This window comes from Neorhizobium sp. T6_25 (assembly GCF_002968555.1).
Classification (GTDB): domain Bacteria; phylum Pseudomonadota; class Alphaproteobacteria; order Rhizobiales; family Rhizobiaceae; genus Neorhizobium.
Window position 1 is genome coordinate 150,568 of sequence record NZ_PVBL01000004.1, and the last position, 23,878, is coordinate 174,445.

Sequence of the window (23,878 nt, forward strand, 5' to 3'; positions counted from 1 at the left end):
GTCGGGGGGCAAAAGGGGAAGACTGAATGTACGAATATGCCATTGCTTGGGAGTGGCTGAACTTGGCCGCCCGCTGGTTCCATGTCATTACGGCGATCGCCTGGATCGGCTCGTCGTTCTATTTCATCGCGCTCGATCTGGGGCTGACGAAGCGCCCGAACATGCCCGCCGGCGTCTATGGCGAGGAATGGCAGGTGCATGGCGGCGGCTTCTACCACGTCCAGAAATACCTGGTGGCGCCGGCGCAGATGCCCGAGCACCTGACCTGGTTCAAATACGAGAGCTATTTCACCTGGCTCTCCGGTTTCCTGATGCTCTGCATCGTCTATTACGGCGGCGCCGACCTGTTCCTGATCGACCGCACCGTGATGGATCTCGCGCCCTGGCAGGCGATCGGCCTGTCGCTCGCATCGCTGTCTGTCGGCTGGATCATCTACGACCTGCTCTGCAAGTCGCCGCTGGGGAAAAACACCTGGGGGCTGATGGGCCTGCTCTTCCTGGTGCTGATCGTCATGGCCTGGGGGTATACGCAGGTATTCTCCGGCCGCGCCGCCTTCCTGCATCTCGGTGCGTTTACCGCGACGATCATGTCGGCCAACGTATTCTTCATCATCATTCCCAACCAGAAGATCGTCGTCGCCGACCTGATCGCGGGGCGGACGCCGGACCCGAAATACGGCGCCATCGCCAAGCAGCGCTCGCTGCACAACAACTACCTGACCCTGCCCGTCATCTTCTTCATGCTGTCGAACCACTATCCGCTGGCGTTCGCCACCCATTTCAACTGGGTGATCGCCGCCCTGGTCTTCCTGATGGGCGTGACGATCAGGCACTGGTTCAACACCACCCATGCCCGCAAGGGCAAGCCGACCTGGACCTGGCTGGTGACGGTGCTGCTCTTCATCGTCATCATGTGGCTCTCGACCGTTCCGAAGGCGCTGACCGGCGAGACCGAGACCTCGATGACCCCGGCCGCCCAGCAATTCGCCGCCAACGCTCATTTCGGTGCAGCAAGGGATGTCGTGCAGGCGCGCTGCTCCATGTGCCATGCGGCGGAACCTGTTTACGAGGGTGTCAGTTTTACCCCTAAATCCGTCAAACTGGAGACGGACGCGGAGATCGCCGCCCACGCGCGGGAGATCTATATCCAGGCGGGCCGCAGTCATGCCATGCCGCCTGGCAATGTCACCGCCATCTCGCCGGAAGAACGCAGGCTGCTGGTGGCCTGGTACGAAAGCACGATATCCCGATGACCCAGATGCTGATCCGCGGACGGCTGCTTTCCTTCAAGCGCGCCCCGCACTCCCTGACCGACACGGACAGTTACGCCTATGAGAGCGATGGCGCGCTGCTGATCGACGGGGGCAAGATCTCGGTTGCCGGCAGCTACGGAACGGTCAAGGCGATCGCGCCCGAGGGCATCGAAGAGATCGACCACCGCCCGCATCTGATCCTGCCCGGCTTCATCGACATGCACCTGCATTTTCCGCAGATGCAGGTGATCGCCTCCTATGCCGCCGACCTGCTCGAGTGGCTGAACACCTACACCTTTCCGGAGGAATGCCGGTTCGTCGAAAGCGAGCATGCGGCCCGCATCGCCACACATTTCTATGACGAGTTGCTGCGCCACGGCACCACGACGGCGGTCGCTTATTGCTCCGTTCACAAGACCTCGGCCGACGCCTTCTTTGCCGAAGCGCTGAAGCGCGGCATGTGCATGGTCGGCGGCAAGGTAATGATGGACCGCAACGCCCCGCAGGGCCTGCTCGACACGCCGCAGATGGGTTATGACGAAACGAGAGCCGTGATCGCCGACTGGCACGGCAAGGGCCGCTGCCACGTCGCCATCACCCCGCGCTTCGCGATCACCTCGACGCCCGCCCAGATGAAGGCCGCCCAGGCGCTGGCGCAGGAGTTTCCCGACCTGCATATCCAGACGCATCTCTCCGAAAACCACGAGGAGATCCGCTACACGGGCGAACTTTATCCGGATGCCAGGGACTATACCGACATCTACGCCCATTACGGCCTTCTCGGGCCCAAGACCCTGCTCGGCCACGCGATCCATCTCTCCGACCGCGAAGCCGACGTGTTGTCCGAGGCCGGCGCCGTCGCCGTCCACTGCCCGACCTCCAACCTCTTCCTCGGCTCCGGCCTGTTCCCGATGAAATCGCTGATGCGGCGGCAAAAGCCGGTCAGGGTGGCGGTCGCGACCGACATCGGCGGCGGCTCGAGCTATTCGATGCTGCGCACCATGGACGAGGCCTACAAGATCCAGCAGCTCCTCGGCGAGCGCCTGAACCCGCTCGAAAGCTTCTACCTGATGACAAGGGGCAATGCCGAGGCGCTGTCTATGGCGGCACATATCGGCACGCTGGAGCCCGGCACCGATGCCGACCTCGTGGTGCTGAACGGCGCCTCGACGCCTGCCATGCGGCTGCGGATGGAAACGGTGAAGACGCTGGCCGAGGAACTCTTCCTGCTGCAGACCATGGGCGACGACCGCGCCGTGGTTGAGACCTATGTGGCGGGCAAGGCGATGAAGGGCGAGGTGGACCGACCCGCCGTCTGAGGGCATTCCAACCCTTTCAGTCGGGTCAGCGCTTTCTTGCAGCCTTGTAAACTTCGGAGCGCTCGCGCCTGCCGACGGCGACCACCACAACCGTGATCCTCTCGTCTTCGACGCGATAGACCAGCCGATATCCGGGCGACCGCAGTTTGATCTTGTAGTGATCGGCCATGCCACGCAAGGCATCGGGCGGTACGCGCGGATGTGTGAGCCTTTCCGCTAACTTCTTCTTGAATTGCTCCCGGAGCGTCGCGCCGAGCTTGTCCCATTCCTTGCGGGCGGAGGGTAGAAACTCCAGCCTAAAGGTCATCGAGGCTGACCGGCACGCCCTTTTCCGTCGCCCGCGCCTTTGCGATTTCGGCAAGCGCCTGATCGTCAAGGGCATCGATCATCGCCTCATAGGTGCTGGCGGGCACCATATATGCCATGATCCGGTTGTGATTGAGGATAGCGACCGCAACCCCGGAGGCGCCCTCTACGATGGCCGTCGGGTTCTTCTTCAGATCGGAGACACTGACGGCGACTTCTGCCTCGACGCGCTGCATAGTTCGACCTTCCGCGAATGAATTTGACCTGATTTAAGCACGAATTTCAGCATCGAATATCATGTTTTTCCAGCCAAGTCGATGAGGATCAAGCTGACCATGTGTCCGCCGCCACCTCGACATCCAGGCTTCTTGAAAGGAGTGGCGAGCAGGTTAGCGAGGCGTCTGGCATCCCCGCCCGACGAATGCGCGCGCAGACCGCGGAAACCCGATCATTTTCGGTGACCAGCGCGGAAAATTTATGCTAGTTCCTTGCCCGTCTTGTCTCCCCGCCTTCGAAAGCAATTCGACTGATGTCCAAACCGCTGACCATCGCCGATCTCAAAAACCTTGCCCGCCGTCGCGTGCCAAAGATGTTCTTCGACTATGCCGACAGCGGCGCCTGGACCGAGGGGACCTACAGGGCGAACGAGGAAGACTTCTCCAAGATCAAGCTGCGTCAGCGCGTACTGGTCGACATGACCAACCGCACGCTTGAAACCACGATGATCGGCGAAAAAGCGGCGATGCCCGTGGCGCTGGCGCCGACCGGCATGACCGGCATGCAGCATGCCGACGGTGAAATGCTGGCCGCCAAGGCGGCGGAAGAATTCGGCGTGCCGTTCACGCTCTCGACCATGAGCATCTGCTCGATCGAGGACGTCGCTTCGGTGACCACGAAACCGTTCTGGTTCCAGCTCTACGTGATGAAGGACCGCGGCTTCGTCGAACGGCTGATCGGCCGCGCCAAGGCGGCGAAATGCTCGGCGCTCGTCGTCACCGCCGACCTGCAGATCCTCGGCCAGCGCCACAAGGACCTGCGCAACGGCCTCGCCGCTCCGCCGAAGCCGACGCTCAACGCCGCCCTGCAACTCGTGACGCGCCCGAGATGGTGCCTGGAAATGCTGGGGACCAAGCGCCGCGGTTTCGGCAATATCGTCGGCCATGCGAGCAATGTGTCCGACCTCTCCTCGCTCGGCGCCTGGACGGCGGAACAGTTCGATCCACGGCTTTCCTGGGATGATATCCGCTGGATCAAGGACCTCTGGGGCGGCAAGATGATCATCAAGGGAATCCTCGACGAAGAGGACGCGCGCGCCGCCGCCGACACCGGCGCGGATGCGATCATCGTCTCCAACCACGGCGGCCGCCAGCTCGACGGCGCTCCCTCCTCGATCAGCATGCTGCCAAGGATCGTCGAAGCGGTCGGCGACCGGATCGAAGTGCATCTGGACGGCGGCATCCGCTCCGGCCAGGACGTGCTGAAGGCCGTGGCGCTCGGCGCCCGCGGCACCTATATCGGCCGGCCCTTCCTCTACGGCCTCGGCGCCATGGGCGAGGAAGGCGTCACCACGACGCTCGAGATCATCCGCAAGGAACTCGACATCACCATGGCACTCTGCGGCAAGCGCGATATCCAGCATATCGACCGCAACATCCTCGCCAACATGCCGTTCTGACGACGGCCGACGAGAATGGTCGGTGCTGCGATCAGCACCAGCCGCCCTTGCCGGCGCCCGGTCGCCTGGCCAGGCCTTCGTTGACAAGGACATCGGCGAGCGAGCGGCCGTTGCGCGTCACTTCGCGCAGCTTGTGGCCTTCGATCTCGTCCTCGTTGCCTTGCCAGGTGACGAGTTCGAACGGACCGGAATCCAGGAAGGCGCGCACCCGCAACTCCGCATCGCTCGCCTTGATCCGCTCCGCCTCGCAGCGCGGCTTCTTGATGTCGGGCACCTCGATGCCGACCAGCCGGATCTTCTGGCCGTGGAACACGAAACGATCCGCAGCCACGACGCAGTCGTCCTGCTTGGCCGAACCGCACAGATAGAATTTCGCCTGATAGGCGCCGGCGAGGCTCTCGCTGCTGTTTGGCTGCTCGGCGGCCTTCTGCATTTCCTCGATCACAGGCTTGCCGATAGGCGCAGGCGGGATGATCGCGGCGGTGTGGCTCTGATCGGGAGCAGCCACCGGCTTCGGTGCCACAGGGCGGTGCGACGGCCCGGAACTTGCCTGTACAGGCTTTGCGGGCACCGGTTTTGCGGCAACCTGAACCTGGTTGCCGGACGTCAGGCCTTTGACGAAACGCCGGGCCTCCGCGGAATTCTCGTAAAGCGCGATACCGCCGGCCACCAGCGCCAGCGCCCCGAGCCAGGGCCAGAGCGACGAACCGGAGCCCGACGACCGCTTCGGCGAACTCTTGCGCCGAGAACCGGATTTGCCGCGCGTTTGAGCCATGAAGATCTCTCCTGTCGAATCGGAAAGAAGTATCGGGGGGAAGGATTGCCGAAAGGTTTCAGAAGGACCGGTCAGTAGCGGAAACGGCATTGGAGGATGATCAGCCGCGGCTGGTCTTCGCTGCTCTCCACGCGGTAGACGAGCCGGTGTTCCTGGGTTACCCGGCGCGACCAATGCCCTTTGAGCTGATTGCGCAAAGGCTCTGGCTTGCCGATGCCCTCGAACGGGTGACGCAATGTGTCCTTGATCAGCTCGTTGATCCGACCGATTATTTTGGGATCGGCCTCCTGCCAGAAAATATACTCCCACCAGGCCTCCGGCTCCCAGACAAGCAGGCAGGCTTTCGCTGGAGGCATCAATCCGCTTTCTTATTGGGGATATAGTCTTCAGGTTCGATAAGGTCGTGCGCTATCAGCTTGGAGCCGTCGTTGACATTGGCGATTGCCTCCATCAGCCGCGTTGCATTGGCGGGTGTCGACATCAGATGCAGCGTCTCCAGCATCCCCTCGTATTCATCCTTGTCGATCAGAATGGCCGATGGCTTGTCGCGGCGCATGATCTCGATCGGCGCACGGTCGTTCGAGACCTCGTCCAGGAGGCTGGCCAGTTCTTGTCGGGCTTGGGAAAACATGACGGTGCGCATGAATGGCTCCTCAATTACTTGTACAACAAATAGTACAAGTACCAATCGAAGTCAATTTGAGCTACCCCGCCCGGCCGGTCGCCAGCGCCACCGCCCAGTCGGCGCGGCCGTTTTCGGCGGCGAGGCGCGACATTGCCAGGTGATCGTAGGACACGTTGCGGAATTGCGGTGTCCAGCCGGCGGAGGTCTTTTCGAGGATCGCGTAGGACGCCATGGTGTGGCCCGTTTCCACCTTGTGGAAATGCGGCGTGTCGTCGTCATAGGCCGGGCAGCCGACGCTGCCGGGATTGACGATCAACCGGCCGTCGGACAGTTGCACCGCCCGCGGAATATGGCTGTGGCCGCAGAGGATCAGCGGCTGTTCGATGCCATCAGCCAGCGCCTCGATCTCTTCCAGCGGCTTCAGGAAGACATGGCCTTCGCCCGACACCTGCTCCAGCCAGTAAACGTTGTCCGACTGCGGCGTCGCGTGGCAAAGATAGGCCTCGTCCCGATAAACGACGCTGAACGGCAGCTTGCGCAGCCATTGCAGGTGGCGGGGCGCCAGTTGCGAAAAGGCGTGCACTTCCCAGGAGGGCATGGCATCCGCCGGATTTTCGATCAGGTAGCGATCGTGATTGCCGCGCACCGTCAGCGTCGCCATCGTATCGAGAAGGAGTAGCAGGTCCGCGGTGCGCCCGGCTTCGAGGGGGCCGCTCAGGCAATCGCCAAGATTGACGATTTCGGTGATGCCCTGTGCGTGGATATCGGCGAGCACCGCTTCGAGCGCTGCGCAATTCCCGTGGATGTCGGCGATCGCGGCAAAACGCATCAGCTCCCCCGATAGGTGGAATAACCGTAGGGCGAGAGCAGCAGCGGCACGTGATAGTGCGCCGTCGTGTCGGAAATGCCGAACCGGATCGGGATCACGTCGAGAAAGGCCGGCTCGGCAAGTGCGACGCCGCGGGCTCGAAGATAGGCGCCGGCATGGAAAACCAGTTCGTATTCGCCGGCAAGAAAGGTCTCGCCGATCAGGATCGGCCCGCCATCGACGCGGCCGTCGCTGTTGGTGACGATGGTCTTCAGCTTCTCGCGAGTCTCACCGTTCTTCAGCCGGTAGAGATCGATCGAAAGCCCCTCCGCAGGCGTACCGCTGGCGGTGTCGAGGACATGGGTGGTGAGGCCCGTCATAGGCTTGGCTCCGCGATGAGATACGGGGTCTCGAAGAACGCTTCCTCGTAATTTGCGGCTGGGTTGTCGCGATCGACGACCAGGAAATCGCTGACGACGCCGATCGCCATCAGCGGATGATGCCACGAATTGGAGAAATAATTGACGCCCTGATGCGGCTGCACGAGGAAGACCTGCGGCTTGCCCGGCTGTCCGCCTTCGTCATCCGAAACGGCAATCAGGAACGGCTGGCCGGAGATCGGCGAAAAGCTCTGGCTGGCGAAAGGATGCCGCTCCATCATGGTGATCGCGTAGGGGAACTGCCGCGGCTTGCTGCGGAAGATGCTGAAGATCAGCCGCTCCGGCTCGCCGATCACCACGGGCTCGGCGAGCGCATGATAGCGCTCGGTCGTGCCGTCGTTGATCAGCCGCATGGTCGCCGGATCGGCCTCGATGACATCGCCAAAGCGCGCGAAGGCTTCCTTTGTGAGGGGCAGGATTTCCAGATATTCGGTCACGTCATTCGCCTTCGATCATTCGTCTTCATCATTCGCCCTGGGCACGCCAGTTGCGCAGGGAGTCGAGCTGGGACAGAAGCTGCGGCAGCGAGGTTTTCACCGTCTCCAGAACGATGGGAAGCTCCAGCTCGTAATAGTCATGGACGACGAAATTGCGCATGCCCTTCATTTTCGACCACGGAATTTCCGGATGATCGACGGGGAAGTCGGGATGATGCGTCATGATCCTCGCGGCACTCTCGCCGATCAGGATCAATGCCATGCCGACCGCCATCTGCGTGCGAATGTCGGCGAGAAACGTCTCCTGCTCCATCCCCGCCACGAAGTCGCAGGCTTGAAGGGCTGCGGAATGCATCTGGTCGAGATATTCCCTCAGGCGGTCAGCACTCATATGGGAGCCGCTTCCGACAGTATCCGGTCGCGCATCGAGTTGCGGATGCCTCCGGACGTGACGAGGTCGACCTTGACCTGAAGCAGCGTTTCGAGCGTGTCCTGCAGTCCGCCGAGATCGAACAGGGTGGTGCCGGGAAGCGCATCGACAAGAATGTCGATATCGCTCTCAGGCCCGTCCTCGCCGCGTGCAACGGAGCCGAACACGCGCGGGTTCGCCGCGTTGAAGCGTGTTGCCGCTTCGCGGATCGCCTCCCGGTTCTTCTCCAGCACTTCCGACGGTCTCATGGCGGCGTCACTCCTGATATCGCCAATATATGCGACGGAAAGGATCGAGGAAAGAAGCGTCCAAGACCTCAATGTCCCGGAAGCAGCGATTGCAGGCGCAGGAGCGCGATCTTTTCCACCTGGGCGGTAGCGGTGTCGAACTCCTCGTCCGCAGAATTGTCGATGCGCTTCTCGAAGGCCGCGAGGATATCGTCTTTCGTGAGGCCCTTGACCGCGATGATGAAAGGGAAGCCGAATTTTTGCGTATAGGCGGTATTGAGATCGGTGAAGCGAGCGTGTTCGGCGGCGCTCAGGCGGTCGAGCCCGGCGCCGGCCTGTTCCTTTTTGCTGTCCTCGGTCAGTTCGCCGGCGATCGCCAGCTTGCCAGCGAGATCCGGGTGGGCGCGCAGCACGCCGAGGCGTTCCTCGCGGCTTGCCTTGCGGAAGATCGAGGTCAGCGCGTCATGCACGCTCTTGGACGTCAGCGGCACCAGCATCAGCCCGGAATCATAGGCCCGCTCGGCGATGAAGGGTGAGTGCTCGAACACACCACCGAACATCGCGATGAAATCCCCGCGCGCGCTCATAGCGCGGCCGCCGGCTTATGGTGTTCGTGCCAGTGTCTGGCGATCTCGATCCGCTGCGGGATCCAGACCTTGTCGTGGCTGAGCACATATTCGATGAAACGCTTCAACGCGGCGGCGCGGCCGGGGCGACCGACGAGGCGGCAGTGGAGGCCGACCGACATCATCTTCGGCGCGCCTTCCCTGCCCTCCTGGTAAAGCACGTCGAAGGCGTCCTTGAGGTAGGTGAAGAACTGGTCGCCGGTGTTGAACCCCTGCGCTGTCGCAAACCGCATGTCGTTGGTCTCCAGCGTATAGGGGATGATCAGGAACGGTTGCCGGTCGAGGCCGGGTACCCAATAGGGTAGATCGTCCGCGTAGCTGTCGGAAGAATAGAGAAAACCGCCCTCTTCCATGACCAGTTTCAGCGTGTTGTCGGAGGGCTTTCCTTGGTACATGCCGTAGGGCCGCTCGCCGACGAGTTCGGTATGCAGGCGCACGGCTTCGAGGATGTGTTCGCGCTCCTTTGCCTCCGGGAAATCTTTGTATTCCAGCCAGCGGTAGCCGTGGCTGGCGATTTCCCAACCGGCTTCCTTCATGGCGGCGACGGCTTCCGGATTGCGGGCCATGGCAAGCGTCACGCCATAGACGGTGGTCTGGACGTTGAGTTCGGTAAACATCCGAAAGAGCCGCCAGAAGCCTGCGCGCGAGCCGTATTCGTAGATCGATTCCATGTTGAGGTTGCGCTGGCCCGGCCAGGGGGCAGCGCCGACGATTTCCGACAGCAGGTTTTCCGAGGCCGGATCGCCGTCCATAATCGAGCTTTCGCCGCCCTCCTCGTAATTGATCACGAACTGGACCGCGACATGGGCGCCGCCCGGCCATTTCGGATCAGGGGTGGAACGGCCATAGCCGACGAGTTCGCGCGGATAGTCTTTTGCCTGCATGGGTCACCTTCGACGAATGAGGCCGGACGGTAGCGCACCCTTTCCGGCCATGTCGAGATGGAAACGACGCTTAGAGGCCGAGCGCCCGAAGGATCGCGACCGAGGCGACCCCGAGTGCCACGGAAACGAGCATCGGCAGCCGAAGTGCCGCAAAAGCAGTCACCGCGCAGGCCAAGGTTTCGGCAATCCCGGTGGCAAACGCAGTCGGCGCGACGACGGCCATCAGCACGGCGGGCGGGATCGATTCGATCGCCTTGCGGCGACTGCCTTCGAGCGAGACATGGCGGATGAGCACGAGGCCGCTCAACCGGGTGAGCGCGGTCGCAGCCGCCATGGCGAGGATGGCAAGGAACGTGGCGAGATCGACAGTCATGGCGTCACCTCGATATCCCGGGACTTGCCGGTCACCAGGGCGGCGGCAAGTCCGGCGATGGCACCGGCGGCGATATACCAGACGCCCGGCACGAAATGCTGGGTGGCGACGGCGGCCGCGCCGCTCGCCAGCAGCACGGCGCCGGTTTCCGGTCCCTTCCAGAACCCCATGACCAGCACGATGAAGACCGCCGGGAAGGCGAAGTCGAGCCCGAGCACCACCGGGTCGCCGAGAAAGGCACCGAGCGCGGCACCAGCCAGTCCCGAGAGCACCCAGGCGAGATAGAAGGGCATGGCGAGGCCGGCGAACCAGGCGGGCGTCAGCCGCGCCACCTTGGCCCGGAACTCCGCCATCGCCCAGATTTCGTCGGCGAGGAACAGCATCGAAAGATAGCGCGCCGGTTGGCCGAAACCCTCCATCCTTGTGCCGAGCGAGGCGCTCATCAGCACGTGGCGGATGTTGACCAAAAGGGCTGCAAACCCGACGCCGGTCCAAGAGGCCGGATGAGTCCAGATATCCATCGCCACGAATTGCGAGCCGCCTGCAAAGACGAGCGCGCTCATCAGCCCCGCCTCGGCCGGCGAAAGGCCCTTGGTCGCCGCCACCGCCCCGAAGACGAGGCCGATCGGGATGACTGCGGCGATCAGCGGCGAGATCGCCCGCATGCCGCCGAGGAAGTCCAGAAATCTTGAATTGCCATTCACGTCGAAAAAACTCCGGTTGAGGCGGAGGTCTTAGAGATCAAGCGGATAGCCGTCTTGAACGAAAGTGATCAGCGAGCCCGGTATTGCCCCGGCGTCAGTCCGGTGCGGGCCTTGAAGTGGCGGGTGAAATGGGCCTGGTCGGCAAAACCGCATTCGAGGGCGATCTCGGCTGGCTGGCCTCCTTCCCTCAACCGCTTGCGGGCCGCGCGGATGCGGATATCGGTCAGGAAGGAATGCGGGGTGATGTGGAATTCCTTGCGGAACGCGCGGATGAGGTGGGCGCGGCTGAGCCCCGCGACGGCCGCGAGTTCCTCCAGCCCGACATCGGATGCAAAATGCTCGGTGAGGTAGTCGCGGGCCTGGCGCACGGCGGTGCGCTCGGTCGAATCGGCCGGCACGATGATCGAACTGCCGTGGCGACGGAACATTGCGTCGAGCACCAGGAACATCGCCTGGCTGGCTTCGAGCGCGCCGGATCCCTCCTCCAGCGTCCGGTGCGCCTCGTGGAAAGCGTCGGCAAGCGCCTGGTCGTGGAGGAGTTGGATGCCGAAGGCGGGCGTGCCCCGGAAGGGTTTGCCGGTGACGTCTTCGAGTATCTCGCGAAGCAGCGCGACATCCGGATAGATCATCCGGTAGCGATAACCGCCACCCCGGGGCGCACCGTCATGTGTCTCGCCCGGATTGATCAGGTAGAGCCCGCCCGGCCCGGCGCTCTCACGGCTGCCCTTGATGGTGCAGACCTGCATGCCCTGCTCGATCGCACCGATGCTGAACGTATCATGCGCATGCGGCGCGAATTCGTGGGTGAGAAACGTCGCGCGCAGGCATTCCATGCCGCCGAAGCGATCGTCGCGCCAGAAACGGGTCACCTCTGCCGGCATCAGCGGCATGTGGTCGGTGGCCTGTTCCTGCGAGATATTCTCCATGGGGGGAATATAGCAGATGACAGCGCGGTTGCTCTTGAACAAAAGTGACGCCGCCGGCACCCAAAATCTCAGGCGATCTTGCGCGCCGCCACTCGTCCCATCGGGTGCAGTGAATGCACCTGGAAGGGCGCGCCGGGCTCCTCCTCGATGAACAGCGCCAGGTTGGCGATTTCGACCGGCTTTTTCAGATAGGGCTCGAAATAATCGCGCAGCGCAATTTCGAAACGCGGCATCTCGACCGGCGACAGCGGGCCGGTCAGCGTCATGTGGAAACGAAACTCGTCCATCACGTAAGGGTGGCCCCAGCGATACAGGTTGGCGAATTGCGGCGCCGAGAGATCGCCTGAATCGCTGCGCTCCAGCTCTGCTTCCGACAGCGGCGTGCGGAAATTGTCGAACTCCTGGACGACGGAAGCGGCGAGGAACCGGGCGGTATCGCAGGGGACGACCGGCGCAAGGCCGAAGAAATTGCCGAGCCGGACGACTTCGAGCTTCGGCAGTTCGAACGGGCTGTGGGTGCCCGCAAAGCGCATCAGGTGGCGCAGCAGCATCGGTTCGGTGACGTCGGGTGCCAGCCGGAACGGCGCCTTCAGCGTCGCGTGGAAACCGTAGCGACGCGGCAGCGCGGTATTGAAGGCAATGTCGTGGATGCCGATGCCGCGGATCGCCGGCGGCTCCATCGCCTCGCCCGAAAAGGCATTGCGACCGAGCCACTGGGCCGCGGCAAGCGTCAGCGGGTCATGCGCCGGAGGCGTGAAATGAATGGCATAGCGCATGCGTCACCTTCTGAACGTCCTTTTTCAGCAACCCCATGTTTTACGCATTGCTCAACAATCCCCACCGTGGGGGTTAAGTGATTTGCGTGACAGAATAACGACGCGAAGGACTGAAAGTTCGCGTTTAACGCGAGGCGACGGCAAGGTGATTGGCGAGCGTGAACGACGCCGGAAGTCGCATTTCCCGGCCGTTCAGGGCATTGAGGGCAGCATCGGCCAACCTGTGCGCGATGCCGAAGCTCACCTTGAAACCACCTGTGAGCGCGATCACTCGGGCGTGATCGGGATGCGCGCCGACCATTGGATCGCGATCGATCGCCTTCGGCCGCAATCCCGCCCAGCGTTCGATGACCGGGGCCCGGGCCAAGGCCGGCACCAGCGCCCGGGCACGCGCAATGAGTTCGTCCAGCTGGGAATCGGTCGAGGACGGGTCGTCGAACACATCCTCGCTGGTGCTGCCGACCGCGACGTGACCGCCCTCATGGGCGACCACATAAAGGCCGTTCAGGAAGATCACCGGCAGGGACGGATCGACATCGGCCTTGAGGAGCGCTGCCTGCCCTTTGACCGGCTGACCGATCGCATGGTTCAGCGGCGGCGAGATGCCCTGAAGCAGGGGGAAGGACCGGTGGCCGGCCGAGACGATGCAGTGACCGAAGGCTACGCTTTCGCCGCCTCGGAATATAATCCTATTTCCTGAGGGGTCGATCGCCTCCGCCTCCAGGCCTTCGACGAGCCGAACATTGCTGGCCGTCCGCAGATAAGCGACCAGCGCCGAGACGAGTCCGCGCGGCGAAACCCGGGCGGCAAACGTGTCATGCACCAGTCCGGCAGCCGCGAATGAGGCATCCGGCCACCCTTTTTGCGGGGGACGGTCGAGCACATGCCAATGGAAACGGCGGTCGCCGCGCCGCCAGCAGGCTTCCGCATCGGCCGAGTGCCCGAGCGCGATCTTCCGTAAGTGCGGCTTCGGCAGCGGGATCAGCCGGCCGGAGCGGCGGTAGCCGCAGACGACGCCGGTCTCGACTTCGAGCTCGATGATCTCGTCTTCCAGCGACAGAAGCGCATCGAACTGGAACTGTTTCTTGTCGTTCCACTTGTCCGGCATGTGCGGCATCAGGGCGCCGAGCAGCCCGCCGCTCGCCCCCTGCCCCAGCGGTCCAGCATCGACAAGCAGGGTATTGATACCGAGCCGGTCGGCCTTGACCGCCGCCCAGAGGCCCATGATGCCGCCGCCGAGGATGACGAGATCGGCGGATGGCGGAAGGACATGAGATTGACCACCGGAGCCGGCAGGATTATCCGCATGTCCCATGAGCGACCGTGATCCTGAAATTCGTGTGACCGAAAGCCAGACCCTGGACTGGCATGACGGCGATATGCCCTATTCGCAAAAGTTTTGCGATCACTTTTATTGCCGCACCGACGGTCGGCTGGAATGCGGCCACACGTTTCTGGCCGGCAATGGCCTGCCTGAGCGCTGGGGCCTGCCGGAGCGCTGGGAAAGGCAACAGACTTTCCGGATCGGCGAACTCGGCTTCGGCACCGGGTTGAACTTCTGCGAAACATGGCGGCAGTGGAAGCTTTTTCGATCCGCAGGCGCGAAGCTTCATTTCACCTCGTTCGAGCTTTACCCGATGCAGCGCGACGAGATCGACCGGGCGCTTGCCCGCTGGCCGGAGATCGATGCGGAACGGCAGGCGCTGATCGAGGCCTGGCCGGACAAACCCGCTGGCCACGTCGTGATCGACGCTGACGCCCAGACCCGGCTGACGGTCGTCTGCGGCCCCGCGCTCGAAGGCGTCTCGGTGGCGGAGGCCGATTTCGACGCCTGGTTCCTCGACGGTTTTGCACCATCGCGCAATCCGGACATGTGGTCGCCGGAAATCATGCAGGCGATCTACGACAAGACCTTGTCCGGCGGCACGTTCGGCACCTATGCGGCCGCCGGCTTCGTGCGGCGGAACCTGCAGGCCGCCGGTTTCACGGTCGAGCGGCGGCCCGGCTTTGCCGGCAAGCGCGAGATGTTGTGCGGCATCAAACCGGCGACCTGATCCAAGGCCGCCCAACGCAAAACAGCCGGCCCTGGGACCGGCTGCCATCCGTCACATCGCAGACCACCTATTGGCAGACGCGCAGGCTTTCCATGTGCCAGCCGCCGTCATAGGCGTTGCGGACGCGGCGGTCCTCGAACCAGCAGCGCGGCCGAGGCGGCGGTGGCGGATCGATGTAGCGCGGCCCGCCGTCATTGGCGAGAGCGCCGCCGATCAGGCCGCCTATGACGCCGGCCGCCAGGCCCCCGGCGATTATGGCGCCGTCGTTGTTACGATGTCTGCGCGGCGGAGGCGGAGGACCACGGCGATCGTATCGGTCGTATCGATCGTATCGGTCATAGTGTCTGTCCCATTGCTGGGCCGCAGCTTCACCGGCGGGTACCACGATGCTGGTGCAGGTGGCCGCCAGGATCAGCGCCGAGACAATTATCTTCTTCATCACAAGCGTCTCCGTTTCCACCGAGCGCGCCTGCGAGCGGCAGGAAAAAGCCCGATATTCCGGAACAATGCACATGCCCTGCTTAACGCTCCCTGAACGGAAAAGCCGCTCGCAGCAGAAAGCCTGTGACAGGATCGACCGCGAGGCGTCCGGCCGGCTCTACGAAAGAAGGGCCGCCGCGCGTGCCGCTCCCGATCGAGCACGGACCGCCCCTGCCCACGTCCCTGGAATTACAAAATGCATCCCAGCCAGTATTTCTCGTCATTCATTGTTGGGCCTTCCCGTCCGCGTAGCGCCTTCATACTTTTGCGGGAAAGTGAATGTCGCATGCACGGGATCGGAGCATTAGATGAACTTCATGGACTCCCACCATATTCATGTCCTCGGTGGTCAATATGCGGTATCCGCCGATCCTGATATCATACTGATGACCGTTCTCGGCTCCTGCGTCTCGGCCTGCATCTATGATACGGTCACCAACATCGGAGGAATGAACCATTTCATCCTGCCGACGAGCGGCGGTCTGGATATCGCCGAGCGCCCGGAACGTTATGGTGACCTGGCCATGCGCACGCTGGTCGACGACCTTTATGATTTCGGTGCCGAACGCCGAAATCTCAGGGCCAAGCTCTTTGGCGGCCGCACGCGAAAGTCGAGCGGCTACGATCCGGGATCTCTCAATTCCGCATTCGCGAGACGGTTCCTTCTGGAAGAGGGCATCAAGCTTGTCGACACCAGCCTCGGCGACGATCTGGCGCGCTGGATCACGTTTCAACCGACGACGGGCAGAGTGCAGATGAGGATTACCGACGCCATGCCCGCCCCCTCGATGGCCGGCACGGCGCGGGAAAGGAGAATTTGACCGGCTTGGCCACGTTCTCGTCGCCGCATGAGCTGGGACCGTGGTCCAGTCGGCCAGGGTTTCGGCGGCGTCCCGGAGAGGCGACTACTCCCGGCCCGTAATCCGCCTGGGATCGTCGATGTAACAGATCAGCGTCGATGCGATCATCAACGCGACATACGAGAAAAACAGCTTCCAGAACATGTCCCACGTCACAACCTGAATGCCCCAGAAGCAGAGGATCAGGACGACGGCAAGCGCGATCGTGGCGGCGACGCAGATCGGGCGAAGGACGGAAACGATGCGGGTAATCATGGCAGCTCTCCTAGCGTCCCGAGATTTACCGCACAGCGCCAAGTTGTCCAGAGTGAGCTTCCGCCAGGGTTAACTCCCCCGTTGCTGCAGGCGAGCGCCTCGAACCAGAAACTCCGGCTCAGTTGGAAACGGAACTCACGATTGCGCCGCCGAGCCAGTTGCGGACCTTGGCTTCCAGTGCCTCCGGGCTGATCGGCTTGGAAAGATAATCGTCCATGCCCACCTGGAAGCAGAGTTCGCGGTCGCTTTCCAGCGCATGCGCCGTGACGCCGATGATCGGTGTGTGGGTTCCCGTCTCCTGTTCGAGCTCGCGGATTTTCTGGGTCGCCTGATGCCCGTTCATGATCGGCATCGAGACGTCCATGATGATGACCGCCGGATCGTGCTTTCTCCACGCCTCGACCGCTTCCGCACCGTTCTTGACGATCTGGAACAGCCAGCCGGTGGTCTGCAGGATCTGGGTGAAGACGATCTGGTTGACCTCGTTGTCCTCTGCGACCAGCACGTCGAGCGTCGGTGCCGCCTGCATGGGCGGCGTGGAAACCGGCGCCGCCGGCTGTTCGGCAATCACCGGCGTTGAAGCAGCCAGCGTGGGCGTGGCAACCGGGACGAGGGTCGGCACTGTCGCCTGAGGACGAGCAGCCGCCTGCCCTGCTTCGACCGACCGCCGCTTGGTGCGGATCGAGCGGACGACGTCGATGATCGTGCTGCGCAGCAGATTGGCGCGCGCCGGCTTCATCAGATGGGCCTGGACGTTGAGGGCGGCAAACATGCTGTCGTCGCCGGCCATGTCCATGGAGGTCAGGAAGACCACGCCGGTGCCGTCGAAGCGCGCGTCGCGCCTGAGGTGCTTTGCGAAATCGAGGCCGTTCATCTCCGGCATGTGGTAGTCGAGCACGATCGCGTCGACGGTGACGCCGATACGGGCGGCTTCGTTGAGGATCGCCAGGCCCTCGGCGCCGCTTTCGGCTGCGACCGTGTCGAAGCCCCACATGGTGAGCTGTTCGGTGAGGATACGGCGGTTGACGGCATTGTCGTCGACGACGAGGATGCGGGCACCGCTCGTGTTGATCGGCAGGGTGGTGAGCACATTGCGTTCGCTGACCACCTGGAACGGCAGGTGCACGGTGAAGACCGAACCGCGTCCGACTTCGCTGGTCACGTCGATATAGCCGCCGAACAGTTCGGTGAGGCCCGCGGTGATCGCCAGGCCGAGACCGGTGCCTTCGTGGCGGCGCGTCGAGGATGTATCGACCTGCGAGAATTTCTCGAAGACCGATTTCAGTTTCTCTTCGGGAATGCCGAGCCCGGTATCCTCGATGCGGATCGACAGCATCATCTCGCCGGGGCCTTTCGCCTCCGACCTCAGGTCGATGAAGACATGCCCCTTTTCGGTGAACTTGACCGCGTTGCCGACGAGGTTGGTGATGATCTGACGGAAACGTCCCGCGTCGCCCATCACCGTCTCGCGGATCGAGACGTCGCCGCGCACGATGAGCTCGATATCCTTCTCGGCGGCCGATGACGACAAAAGCGTCGCCACGTCCTCGATCGCCTCGACCGGATCGAACGGCGCCTTGCGCAGCGTCATCTGCCCGGCATCGATCTTGGAGAAGTCGAGAATGTCGTTGATGATCGTCAGGAGCGCGTTGCCCGATTTGACGATGATGTCGATGAAAGTCTTCTGGCGGGTGTCGAGATTGGACTTGGCGAGCAGCTCCGCCATGCCGAGCACGCCGTTCATCGGCGTGCGGATCTCGTGGCTCATATTGGCGAGGAATTCCGACTTCGCCCGGTCGGCGGCCTCGGCGCGGTGCAGGAGGCGGGTAAGTTCCTCCTCGCGGCTCTTCATTTCGGTGACGTCGGTGAACACCGCCAGCCAATGGTCGCTGCCGGTAAGCTTGGCCTCGACATGGATCCACTTGCGGCCTTCGACGCGGAAAGCGGCAAACACCGGCTTGCCGGCTGCGACATTGTCTTCCCAGGCCTTGAGGGTCGCCGCCGCCTCCTCGGGCGTGCCGAGATCGCCGCGCTCGACGCAATGGCGGAACAGATCGCGCCACAGGCCACCGGCGCGCACCATATCGGCCGACATGTCGAGCATGGCCGGCAGCGCATCGTTGGAGAAGATGATCTCGCCGTCATGCAGGATGAGCAGCCCTTGAGACATCGCGCTCGTCGCGTCGCGCATCAGCGCGCCGTGGGTTTCAAGCGCCGCACGGGCCTCCTGGATCTCCTGCTCGCGTTTGCGGACAGCCGTGATGTCCATGTAGCTCAGCAGGATCTTTCCGCCGGAAAGCTGGGTGCCGGAAATGACGATCACCAGACCGGTTCGGCTTTTCACCTCGATCGGCGGCCGCTCCTGGCCATCGGTCAAGGCGGCGATGCGCTCCTGGTAGATTTCCTCGAAGCTGCTCGTCGAGCCGCTATAGATGCCGTGGTCGAAATTGACCTTCAGGAAATCCCGGTAGGAACGCCCGGGCAGATCGAACTGCTCTCCGGCATCCCAGAAGGAATAGAAGGCCGGGTTGGCGTATTCGAACAGGAACTGCTCGTCGAGGATCGCCACGCCGACGGGCATGGTGCGCAGGATCGTCTGCAGATCCTTGCCCATCTTCTCCGCCTTGTTCTGCGCCTCCTTGATGCGGGAGACGTCCATGCGCGAGCCGACGAGGTTGTGGGCGCCGTCATTGGTGGTCACCCGGCGCAGATGCGTGATGACCGGGACAACGGTTCCGTCGGGAAAGGTGATGTCCTCCGACTTCTCGATGTCCTCGCCTGTCATCACCCGGTCGTTCTCGACACGGAAACGATCGGCCGCGTCGGGGAACATTTCCATTTCGGTCTTGCCGAGAAAATGGCTTCTGGGCTTGCCGAGCATCGCCTCGTAGGCGGCATTGGCATAGGTGAGCTGGCGGTCGCTGTTTCGCACGAACACGGGCACCGGCAGGTCTTCGAGGACCGCGCGGAACAGGTCCGTCTCGGAGACATGGGTGCGCAGGAGCATTTCTTGCTCCTTGAATTCGGTCACGTCGTGGCGGATGGCGATCAGCAGGCCGTTTTCGAGGCGCTTGTTGATGCTCCGCAGCCAGCGCCCGTCGGAAAGCTGGTCGGTGCTTTCGGAATAGGGAAGTTCGAACGGCTTCATCCGCTCGGCAATCCATGTGTCCTTGCTCGGCACATCGGGACCGAAACTCGCCGGCGACACGCGCTGGCGGCGATCATAGGCAAATCCGAGAATATCGTTGAGGGTGATCCCCGGCTGGATATCGATCGAGATCGACGCAAAATGGTTGATGAGCTGGGAATTGCAGTAGAGCAGGACGTTGTGCTTGTCGTAGATGCCGATACCCATTTCGAGCATGTCGAGGGCATCGTCGAGAAGCGCATTGTTGAACGGTGAGAACGGCGCGATGGGCTTTGCGCCGGTGATCGAGGTGCCGGCAACCGGGGTGACCAGCTTCGGTTCGAACCCGGCACCAATGCCCGGAACCGCTGCAAACGTGCCGAAGAGATAGGTGTGGTCGTCTTCCGTGAGGAAACGCTCGATATGGATCTCATGGCGGACGACACCCGAGCGGTCGAAGCAGAGCGCCGTCTCGTCGGTGCCGAAGACGATCGCCCGGCATTCCTTCTCCTTGCGGTCGGCATCTTCGGGCGCGCCTGCAAGGCCGCGGCTGGTATTGCCGGCAAATTCGCTCGGATGCATGCCGAAAAGGCGTGCATAGGCGGCGTTCACCGCCACGTAGATGAGGGCGCTGTCCTTGATGAAGGCGGGCTCGGCGAGATCGTTGATCCGCTCGCACGCCGTTTTCAAGAGTTCGCTTTCCGTGTCCACCTTCCCCCGCTCCTTCGTGCCGGCCGATATCCGGCTCGATTCGTTTGTCTCCCAATCGACTGATAACACCATAGCGAGTGTTAATATCGTGTTGTTGAAACGGTACGACTTATCATTTTTGGCATTTATCAATCGGAAGCTCCGATATGTGAGCGAAAATACAGCCTGAGGTCGAGTGCAGCTACTGGTCGCCCGCGACGCGGATGAAGGCTGTCGCGGGTCGATCGGGAAGGAGAATCGGAGGCTTAGCCGGTTTTGCCCTGCCAAATCTTTGCCGTGAGATTGCCACAATCTCGCCACGATCCCCATTGGCGATTGCTCAGGCTTGACGAAAATCAACCGAAAGCGGCATGAAGCTGAACGTCCGTTCAGACTATCGGGAAATCGTCTTCATCAATCCGCCGCCTTTGCGCGCCACGATTTCTGCACCCCTTGAGGACAAAAAGGGAAAGGAAAAAACATGTCGGCACTGAAGAAGACGATATCACTCGGCCTCGTCGCACTGTCCGTAGCGGGCGCCCTGACGGTGACCGCTCCTGCGGCCGAAGCCCGCGACCGCCATCGCGACGTCTGGCCGGGCGTGGCGGCTGGACTTGCCGGCGGCATCATCGGCGGCGCGATCGTCGCCGGATCGCAGCGGCCGGCCTATGCCGAGCCCGAATATGTGGAGCCGGAATACGATTACGCTCCCCCGCCCCCGCCGCCCGTTTATTACCGCCGCGCCTATTACCGCGACTACCCGCCGGTCTGCGAACTCGAATGGCGCCGCAACCGCTATGGCGAACCTTATCGCGTCGAAGTCTGCTCGCGCTGATCCGCAAGGCTGATCGCATATCCTGAAGGGCCTGTTTCCGCCGCGGCGGAGGCAGGCTTTTTGCTGTGGTGGAGACGTTCTGAGCGCCGTTGCGGCCACCGCCGGGAAGCCACGCCATTTCGCGATTGCGAAACATCTGCTTGACTTTTGCCCGGAAAACCACCAAATGCGCTTCAGCTTTCACCTTCCGGCCGCCGCGTGAGTTGGCCCCGCGTCATTAAAGACACCGCGAAGAAGGAACAAGGCGCACAGATAGATCGCCCTCGATCCCGGAGGGTTTAAGCGCTGGAGAGCAATTTCCAACTTGCAAGTTCCCACTTCACGCGGGGTTCTTGACGCCAAAGGCAGACCGGACGGCATGGTGCCAGTCCGGCGATACGCTTTTGGCGCCCCGAAAAGGTATTCGACTTGACGAATTTCCACGAGCTTGGTCTGTCCAAGCAGACCGTAGCCACTCTGTTTGCGCTCGGTTACGAAACGCCGACCCCTATCCAGGCCCAGGCCATCCCCCAGCTTCTCGAAGGCCGCGACATGGTCGGCCTTGCCCAGACCGGCACCGGCAAGACCGCCGCATTCGGTCTCCCGATCATCGAAATGCTTGCCAAGGACCCGAAGCGTCCTGACAACCGCACCACCCGTACGCTCATCCTCGCTCCGACCCGCGAACTGGTCAACCAGATCGCCGCCAGCCTGAAGAGCTACGTGCGCGGCACGCCGATGAAGATCAACGCCGTCGTCGGCGGTGCCTCGATCAACAAACAGCAGCTGCAGCTCGAAAAGGGCACCGACATTCTCGTCGCCACCCCGGGCCGCCTGCTCGACCTGATCGCCCGCCGTGCCATCGGCCTGACCGCGGTTCGTTACCTCGTTCTTGACGAAGCCGACCAGATGCTCGATCTCGGCTTCATCCACGACCTGCGCAAGATTTCCAAGATGGTGCCGAACAAGCGCCAGACCCTGCTCTTCTCGGCCACCATGCCGAAGGCGATCGCAGATCTTGCCTCCGACTTCCTCAAGGATCCGGTTCAGGTCTCGGTCACGCCTCCGGGCAAGGCTGCCGACAAGGTCGAACAGTTCGTCCACTTCGTGGTCGGCAAGAATGACAAGACGGACCTTCTGAAGAAGTCGCTCGAAGAAAATCCGACCGGCCGCGCCATGGTCTTCCTGCGCACCAAGCACGGCGCCGAGAAGCTCTCCAAGCATCTCGAGCATATCGGCTTCAAGGTCGCCTCGATCCACGGCAACAAGAGCCAGGGCCAGCGCGAACGCGCCCTCAAGGCCTTCCGTGACAATGAGATCCGCGTTCTGGTCGCCACCGACGTTGCTGCCCGCGGCATCGACATCCCCGGCGTTACCCACGTCTTCAACTACGATCTCCCGGAAGTACCGGACGCCTACGTTCACCGTATCGGCCGTACCGCACGTGCCGGTCGTGACGGCATCGCGATCGCCTTCTGCGCTCCCGACGAAGCGCGCCTGCTGCGCGACATCGAGCGCCTGATGAACATCGAGATCACCACCGCATCCGGCGAACGCCCTGAAGGCGGCCGCCAGCCACGCGGCGGAGCCGGCAACAACAACCGTGGCGGCGCGGCCAAAAGCGGCCGGGGCGGCAACGGCCAGGCACGCGGCAACGGCGAAGGCCGTCCCGAGCGCCGCGACCGTCCGGCCCGCAAGCCGTTCTTCGCAGCGGAAGGCGCCGAGGGCGGTGACCGTCCCCAGCGTCCGGCCCGCGCCAATGGCGATCGTCCCCATGGTGACCGCCCGCAGCGCGACAACCGTCGCAACGACGATTTCCGCGGCCAGCGCCGCGGTGAGGACGCTCCGCGCCTGGAAGTCGACAACGACCTCTCGACCACGTCGGATTTCCGCCCGGCCAAGAAGCAGTTCGGCTCCCAGAACGGCGAAGGCCGCCCGGCACGCACCGAGCCCCGCAAGGAACACCGCAAGGGCGGCAATGGGGCTCAGAACCCCCATGCCGCACACGGCGCCCATGAGCCCGCTGCCCAGCGCAACAACCGCGGCCCGCGCGTCGAAGCCGCCCGGCCCGCCGCCGGCGGCAACGGAGGTCCGGTAAAGTTCGGCAACGACAACCGCTCCGGCCAGCAGGGCCGCACACGCCGCCCGGCGTAAAGAAACCCTACATAGGGAAACAAAGCCAAGAGGCCGCTCGCGCGGCCCCTTTTTTTGTCATTTGACCGCGGCGTTCCCGCCGTCCGCATAGAGCGCGGACCCTGCGACGAAGCTCGCCATCGGGCTCGCCAGGAAAAGTGCGGCCCGGGCGATTTCTTCAGGCTGGGCGATGCGCTTGAGGGCATGCAGGCCCGCCGCCCATTCCTTTTGCGCCGCGTCGCCCGCCATCGGGGTGTCGGTGCCGCCCGGCAGCAGCGCATTGGCCCGTATGCCGCGCGCTCCGTAATCAGCGGTGATCCCTTTCACCAGACCCATGATCCCGACCTTCGATGCGCCATAGGTCCCCATGCCGGGGATGCCGACGCTGGTGCCGACGAAGGTAGAGGTGAAGATGATCGACCCGCCGCCGCGCTCGAGCATGGCCGGAATCTGCAAACGGGCGCCGAGGAAGGCGCTCGTGAGGTTCATGGCCAGGGTATGCTGCCACTCCTCCAGCGTCACCTCGCCTAACGGCTTGTAGGGCCCGACCGTGCCGGCATTGTTCAGGGCGATGTCGAGGCCGCCGAACCGGCCAAGTGCCACTTCGAGCAATGCCCGGTGGGTTTCCTCGTCCGCGACATCGCCTGCCACGGCGACCGCACGTCCGCCGGCCGCCTCGATCTCGGAAACAAGCGTCTGCAATTCTGCCTCGCCCCGCGCGTTGGCAACAACGGCAGCCCCTTCCCTAGCGAAGAGAAGGGCCGCGGCGCGGCCGATGCCGCTTGATGCGCCGGTAACGATGGCCACTTTGTCGGTTAGCATGATGTACCTCCTGTTGGTTACATCCGCTGTCTAAGGCCGCCCGGTTCGCATCGACACCC

Annotated in this window: 28 protein-coding genes; 7 read left to right on the forward strand and 21 right to left on the reverse strand. The window is 63.0% G+C overall.

Annotation, left to right across the window (positions count from 1 at the left end; all coding sequences use genetic code 11):
• Positions 1-26: 26 nt before the first annotated feature.
• A complete protein-coding gene (gene puuD / locus C5L10_RS07190; RefSeq protein WP_105429080.1) occupies positions 27-1,253 on the forward strand; it encodes a urate hydroxylase PuuD in 1,227 nt (408 codons plus the stop codon).
• Positions 1,250-2,572 carry a guanine deaminase gene (gene guaD / locus C5L10_RS07195; RefSeq protein ID WP_105429081.1) on the forward strand — a complete coding sequence of 441 codons (1,323 nt, stop codon included), beginning with the start codon at positions 1,250-1,252 and terminating at the stop codon, positions 2,570-2,572. The genes puuD and guaD overlap by 4 nt, the downstream gene beginning before the upstream one ends.
• A gap of 25 nt (positions 2,573-2,597) precedes the next feature.
• Here the strand turns inward: guaD and C5L10_RS07200 are convergent, their stop codons facing one another.
• Positions 2,598-2,879: a type II toxin-antitoxin system RelE/ParE family toxin gene (locus tag C5L10_RS07200; RefSeq protein WP_105429082.1), complete on the reverse strand. Its 282-nt coding sequence runs from the start codon at positions 2,877-2,879 to the stop codon at positions 2,598-2,600.
• Positions 2,869-3,114, reverse strand: a complete 246-nt coding sequence (locus tag C5L10_RS07205; protein WP_105429083.1) for a type II toxin-antitoxin system Phd/YefM family antitoxin — start codon at positions 3,112-3,114, stop codon at positions 2,869-2,871. The genes C5L10_RS07200 and C5L10_RS07205 overlap by 11 nt, the downstream gene beginning before the upstream one ends.
• Positions 3,115-3,407: 293 nt before the next feature.
• On the opposite strand from C5L10_RS07205, the gene C5L10_RS07210 reads away from it, so the two are divergent.
• Positions 3,408-4,553 (forward strand): alpha-hydroxy acid oxidase, encoded by a 1,146-nt coding sequence (locus C5L10_RS07210; protein WP_105429084.1) that lies wholly within the window; start codon positions 3,408-3,410, stop codon positions 4,551-4,553.
• Between the two features lie 31 nt (positions 4,554-4,584).
• Here the strand turns inward: C5L10_RS07210 and C5L10_RS07215 are convergent, their stop codons facing one another.
• The 15 genes from C5L10_RS07215 to C5L10_RS07285 form a co-directional block, all read right to left on the reverse strand.
• The gene (locus C5L10_RS07215; protein WP_105429085.1) at positions 4,585-5,328 is read right to left on the reverse strand and encodes a hypothetical protein; all 744 of its coding nucleotides are present in this window, start codon (positions 5,326-5,328) and stop codon (positions 4,585-4,587) included.
• Positions 5,329-5,399: 71 nt separating this feature from the next.
• Positions 5,400-5,684: a Txe/YoeB family addiction module toxin gene (locus tag C5L10_RS07220; RefSeq protein ID WP_105429086.1), complete on the reverse strand. Its 285-nt coding sequence runs from the start codon at positions 5,682-5,684 to the stop codon at positions 5,400-5,402.
• Positions 5,684-5,971 (reverse strand): type II toxin-antitoxin system Phd/YefM family antitoxin, encoded by a 288-nt coding sequence (locus tag C5L10_RS07225; protein WP_038544445.1) that lies wholly within the window; start codon positions 5,969-5,971, stop codon positions 5,684-5,686. Before C5L10_RS07225 ends, C5L10_RS07220 begins: the two co-directional genes overlap by 1 nt.
• 61 nt (positions 5,972-6,032) lie before the next feature.
• Entirely contained in the window at positions 6,033-6,782 is a 750-nt protein-coding gene (locus C5L10_RS07230; protein WP_105429087.1) for a metallophosphoesterase, read from the reverse strand.
• On the reverse strand, positions 6,782-7,141 hold the full coding sequence (uraH, locus tag C5L10_RS07235; protein ID WP_105429088.1) for a hydroxyisourate hydrolase: 360 nt from the start codon (positions 7,139-7,141) through the stop codon (positions 6,782-6,784). The genes C5L10_RS07230 and uraH overlap by 1 nt, the downstream gene beginning before the upstream one ends.
• Entirely contained in the window at positions 7,138-7,638 is a 501-nt protein-coding gene (locus C5L10_RS07240) for an ureidoglycolate lyase (protein WP_105429089.1), read from the reverse strand. Before C5L10_RS07240 ends, uraH begins: the two co-directional genes overlap by 4 nt.
• 28 nt (positions 7,639-7,666) lie before the next feature.
• A complete protein-coding gene (locus C5L10_RS07245; protein ID WP_105429090.1) occupies positions 7,667-8,029 on the reverse strand; it encodes a DUF86 domain-containing protein in 363 nt (120 codons plus the stop codon).
• Positions 8,026-8,316: a nucleotidyltransferase family protein gene (locus tag C5L10_RS07250; protein ID WP_105429091.1), complete on the reverse strand. Its 291-nt coding sequence runs from the start codon at positions 8,314-8,316 to the stop codon at positions 8,026-8,028. The genes C5L10_RS07245 and C5L10_RS07250 overlap by 4 nt, the downstream gene beginning before the upstream one ends.
• A 68-nt stretch (positions 8,317-8,384) precedes the next feature.
• A complete protein-coding gene (uraD, locus tag C5L10_RS07255; RefSeq protein ID WP_105429092.1) occupies positions 8,385-8,882 on the reverse strand; it encodes a 2-oxo-4-hydroxy-4-carboxy-5-ureidoimidazoline decarboxylase in 498 nt (165 codons plus the stop codon).
• Positions 8,879-9,805 carry an allantoinase PuuE gene (gene puuE / locus C5L10_RS07260; RefSeq protein ID WP_105429093.1) on the reverse strand — a complete coding sequence of 309 codons (927 nt, stop codon included), beginning with the start codon at positions 9,803-9,805 and terminating at the stop codon, positions 8,879-8,881. Before puuE ends, uraD begins: the two co-directional genes overlap by 4 nt.
• A 70-nt stretch (positions 9,806-9,875) precedes the next feature.
• Entirely contained in the window at positions 9,876-10,178 is a 303-nt protein-coding gene (locus tag C5L10_RS07265) for an AzlD family protein (protein WP_046666643.1), read from the reverse strand.
• Positions 10,175-10,843, reverse strand: a complete 669-nt coding sequence (locus C5L10_RS07270; protein ID WP_105429232.1) for an AzlC family ABC transporter permease — start codon at positions 10,841-10,843, stop codon at positions 10,175-10,177. Before C5L10_RS07270 ends, C5L10_RS07265 begins: the two co-directional genes overlap by 4 nt.
• A 107-nt stretch (positions 10,844-10,950) precedes the next feature.
• Entirely contained in the window at positions 10,951-11,808 is an 858-nt protein-coding gene (locus C5L10_RS07275) for an AraC family transcriptional regulator (protein ID WP_046666855.1), read from the reverse strand.
• 68 nt (positions 11,809-11,876) lie between these two features.
• Positions 11,877-12,584: a DUF1045 domain-containing protein gene (locus C5L10_RS07280; RefSeq protein ID WP_105429094.1), complete on the reverse strand. Its 708-nt coding sequence runs from the start codon at positions 12,582-12,584 to the stop codon at positions 11,877-11,879.
• Between the two features lie 124 nt (positions 12,585-12,708).
• Positions 12,709-13,899, reverse strand: coding sequence for an FAD-binding oxidoreductase (locus tag C5L10_RS07285; protein ID WP_105429095.1), 1,191 nt, complete (start codon positions 13,897-13,899; stop codon positions 12,709-12,711).
• Here C5L10_RS07285 and mnmD point away from each other — a divergent pair.
• On the forward strand, positions 13,898-14,638 hold the full coding sequence (gene mnmD, locus C5L10_RS07290) for a tRNA (5-methylaminomethyl-2-thiouridine)(34)-methyltransferase MnmD (protein WP_105429096.1): 741 nt from the start codon (positions 13,898-13,900) through the stop codon (positions 14,636-14,638). The two genes, C5L10_RS07285 and mnmD, sit on opposite strands and share 2 nt — an antisense overlap.
• Before the next feature lie 67 nt (positions 14,639-14,705).
• Here mnmD and C5L10_RS07295 read toward each other — a convergent pair whose 3' ends face one another.
• The gene (locus C5L10_RS07295) at positions 14,706-15,077 is read right to left on the reverse strand and encodes a hypothetical protein (RefSeq protein ID WP_046625253.1); all 372 of its coding nucleotides are present in this window, start codon (positions 15,075-15,077) and stop codon (positions 14,706-14,708) included.
• Positions 15,078-15,426: 349 nt separating this feature from the next.
• On the opposite strand from C5L10_RS07295, the gene C5L10_RS07300 reads away from it, so the two are divergent.
• The gene (locus tag C5L10_RS07300) at positions 15,427-15,939 is read left to right on the forward strand and encodes a chemotaxis protein CheD (RefSeq protein WP_105429098.1); all 513 of its coding nucleotides are present in this window, start codon (positions 15,427-15,429) and stop codon (positions 15,937-15,939) included.
• Positions 15,940-16,023: 84 nt separating this feature from the next.
• Here C5L10_RS07300 and C5L10_RS07305 read toward each other — a convergent pair whose 3' ends face one another.
• Both C5L10_RS07305 and C5L10_RS07310 read right to left on the reverse strand, forming a co-directional pair.
• Positions 16,024-16,233: a hypothetical protein gene (locus C5L10_RS07305; RefSeq protein ID WP_046635240.1), complete on the reverse strand. Its 210-nt coding sequence runs from the start codon at positions 16,231-16,233 to the stop codon at positions 16,024-16,026.
• Positions 16,234-16,351: 118 nt separating this feature from the next.
• Positions 16,352-20,071, reverse strand: a complete 3,720-nt coding sequence (locus C5L10_RS07310; RefSeq protein WP_105429099.1) for a response regulator — start codon at positions 20,069-20,071, stop codon at positions 16,352-16,354.
• 460 nt (positions 20,072-20,531) lie between these two features.
• Between C5L10_RS07310 and C5L10_RS07315 the strand changes: the two genes are divergently transcribed.
• On the forward strand, positions 20,532-20,885 hold the full coding sequence (locus C5L10_RS07315; RefSeq protein WP_046631445.1) for a hypothetical protein: 354 nt from the start codon (positions 20,532-20,534) through the stop codon (positions 20,883-20,885).
• Between the two features lie 408 nt (positions 20,886-21,293).
• On the forward strand, positions 21,294-23,018 hold the full coding sequence (locus C5L10_RS07320) for a DEAD/DEAH box helicase (protein WP_105429100.1): 1,725 nt from the start codon (positions 21,294-21,296) through the stop codon (positions 23,016-23,018).
• Between the two features lie 57 nt (positions 23,019-23,075).
• Here C5L10_RS07320 and C5L10_RS07325 read toward each other — a convergent pair whose 3' ends face one another.
• Positions 23,076-23,819 carry an SDR family oxidoreductase gene (locus tag C5L10_RS07325; protein ID WP_105429101.1) on the reverse strand — a complete coding sequence of 248 codons (744 nt, stop codon included), beginning with the start codon at positions 23,817-23,819 and terminating at the stop codon, positions 23,076-23,078.
• Positions 23,820-23,878 lie beyond the last annotated feature (59 nt).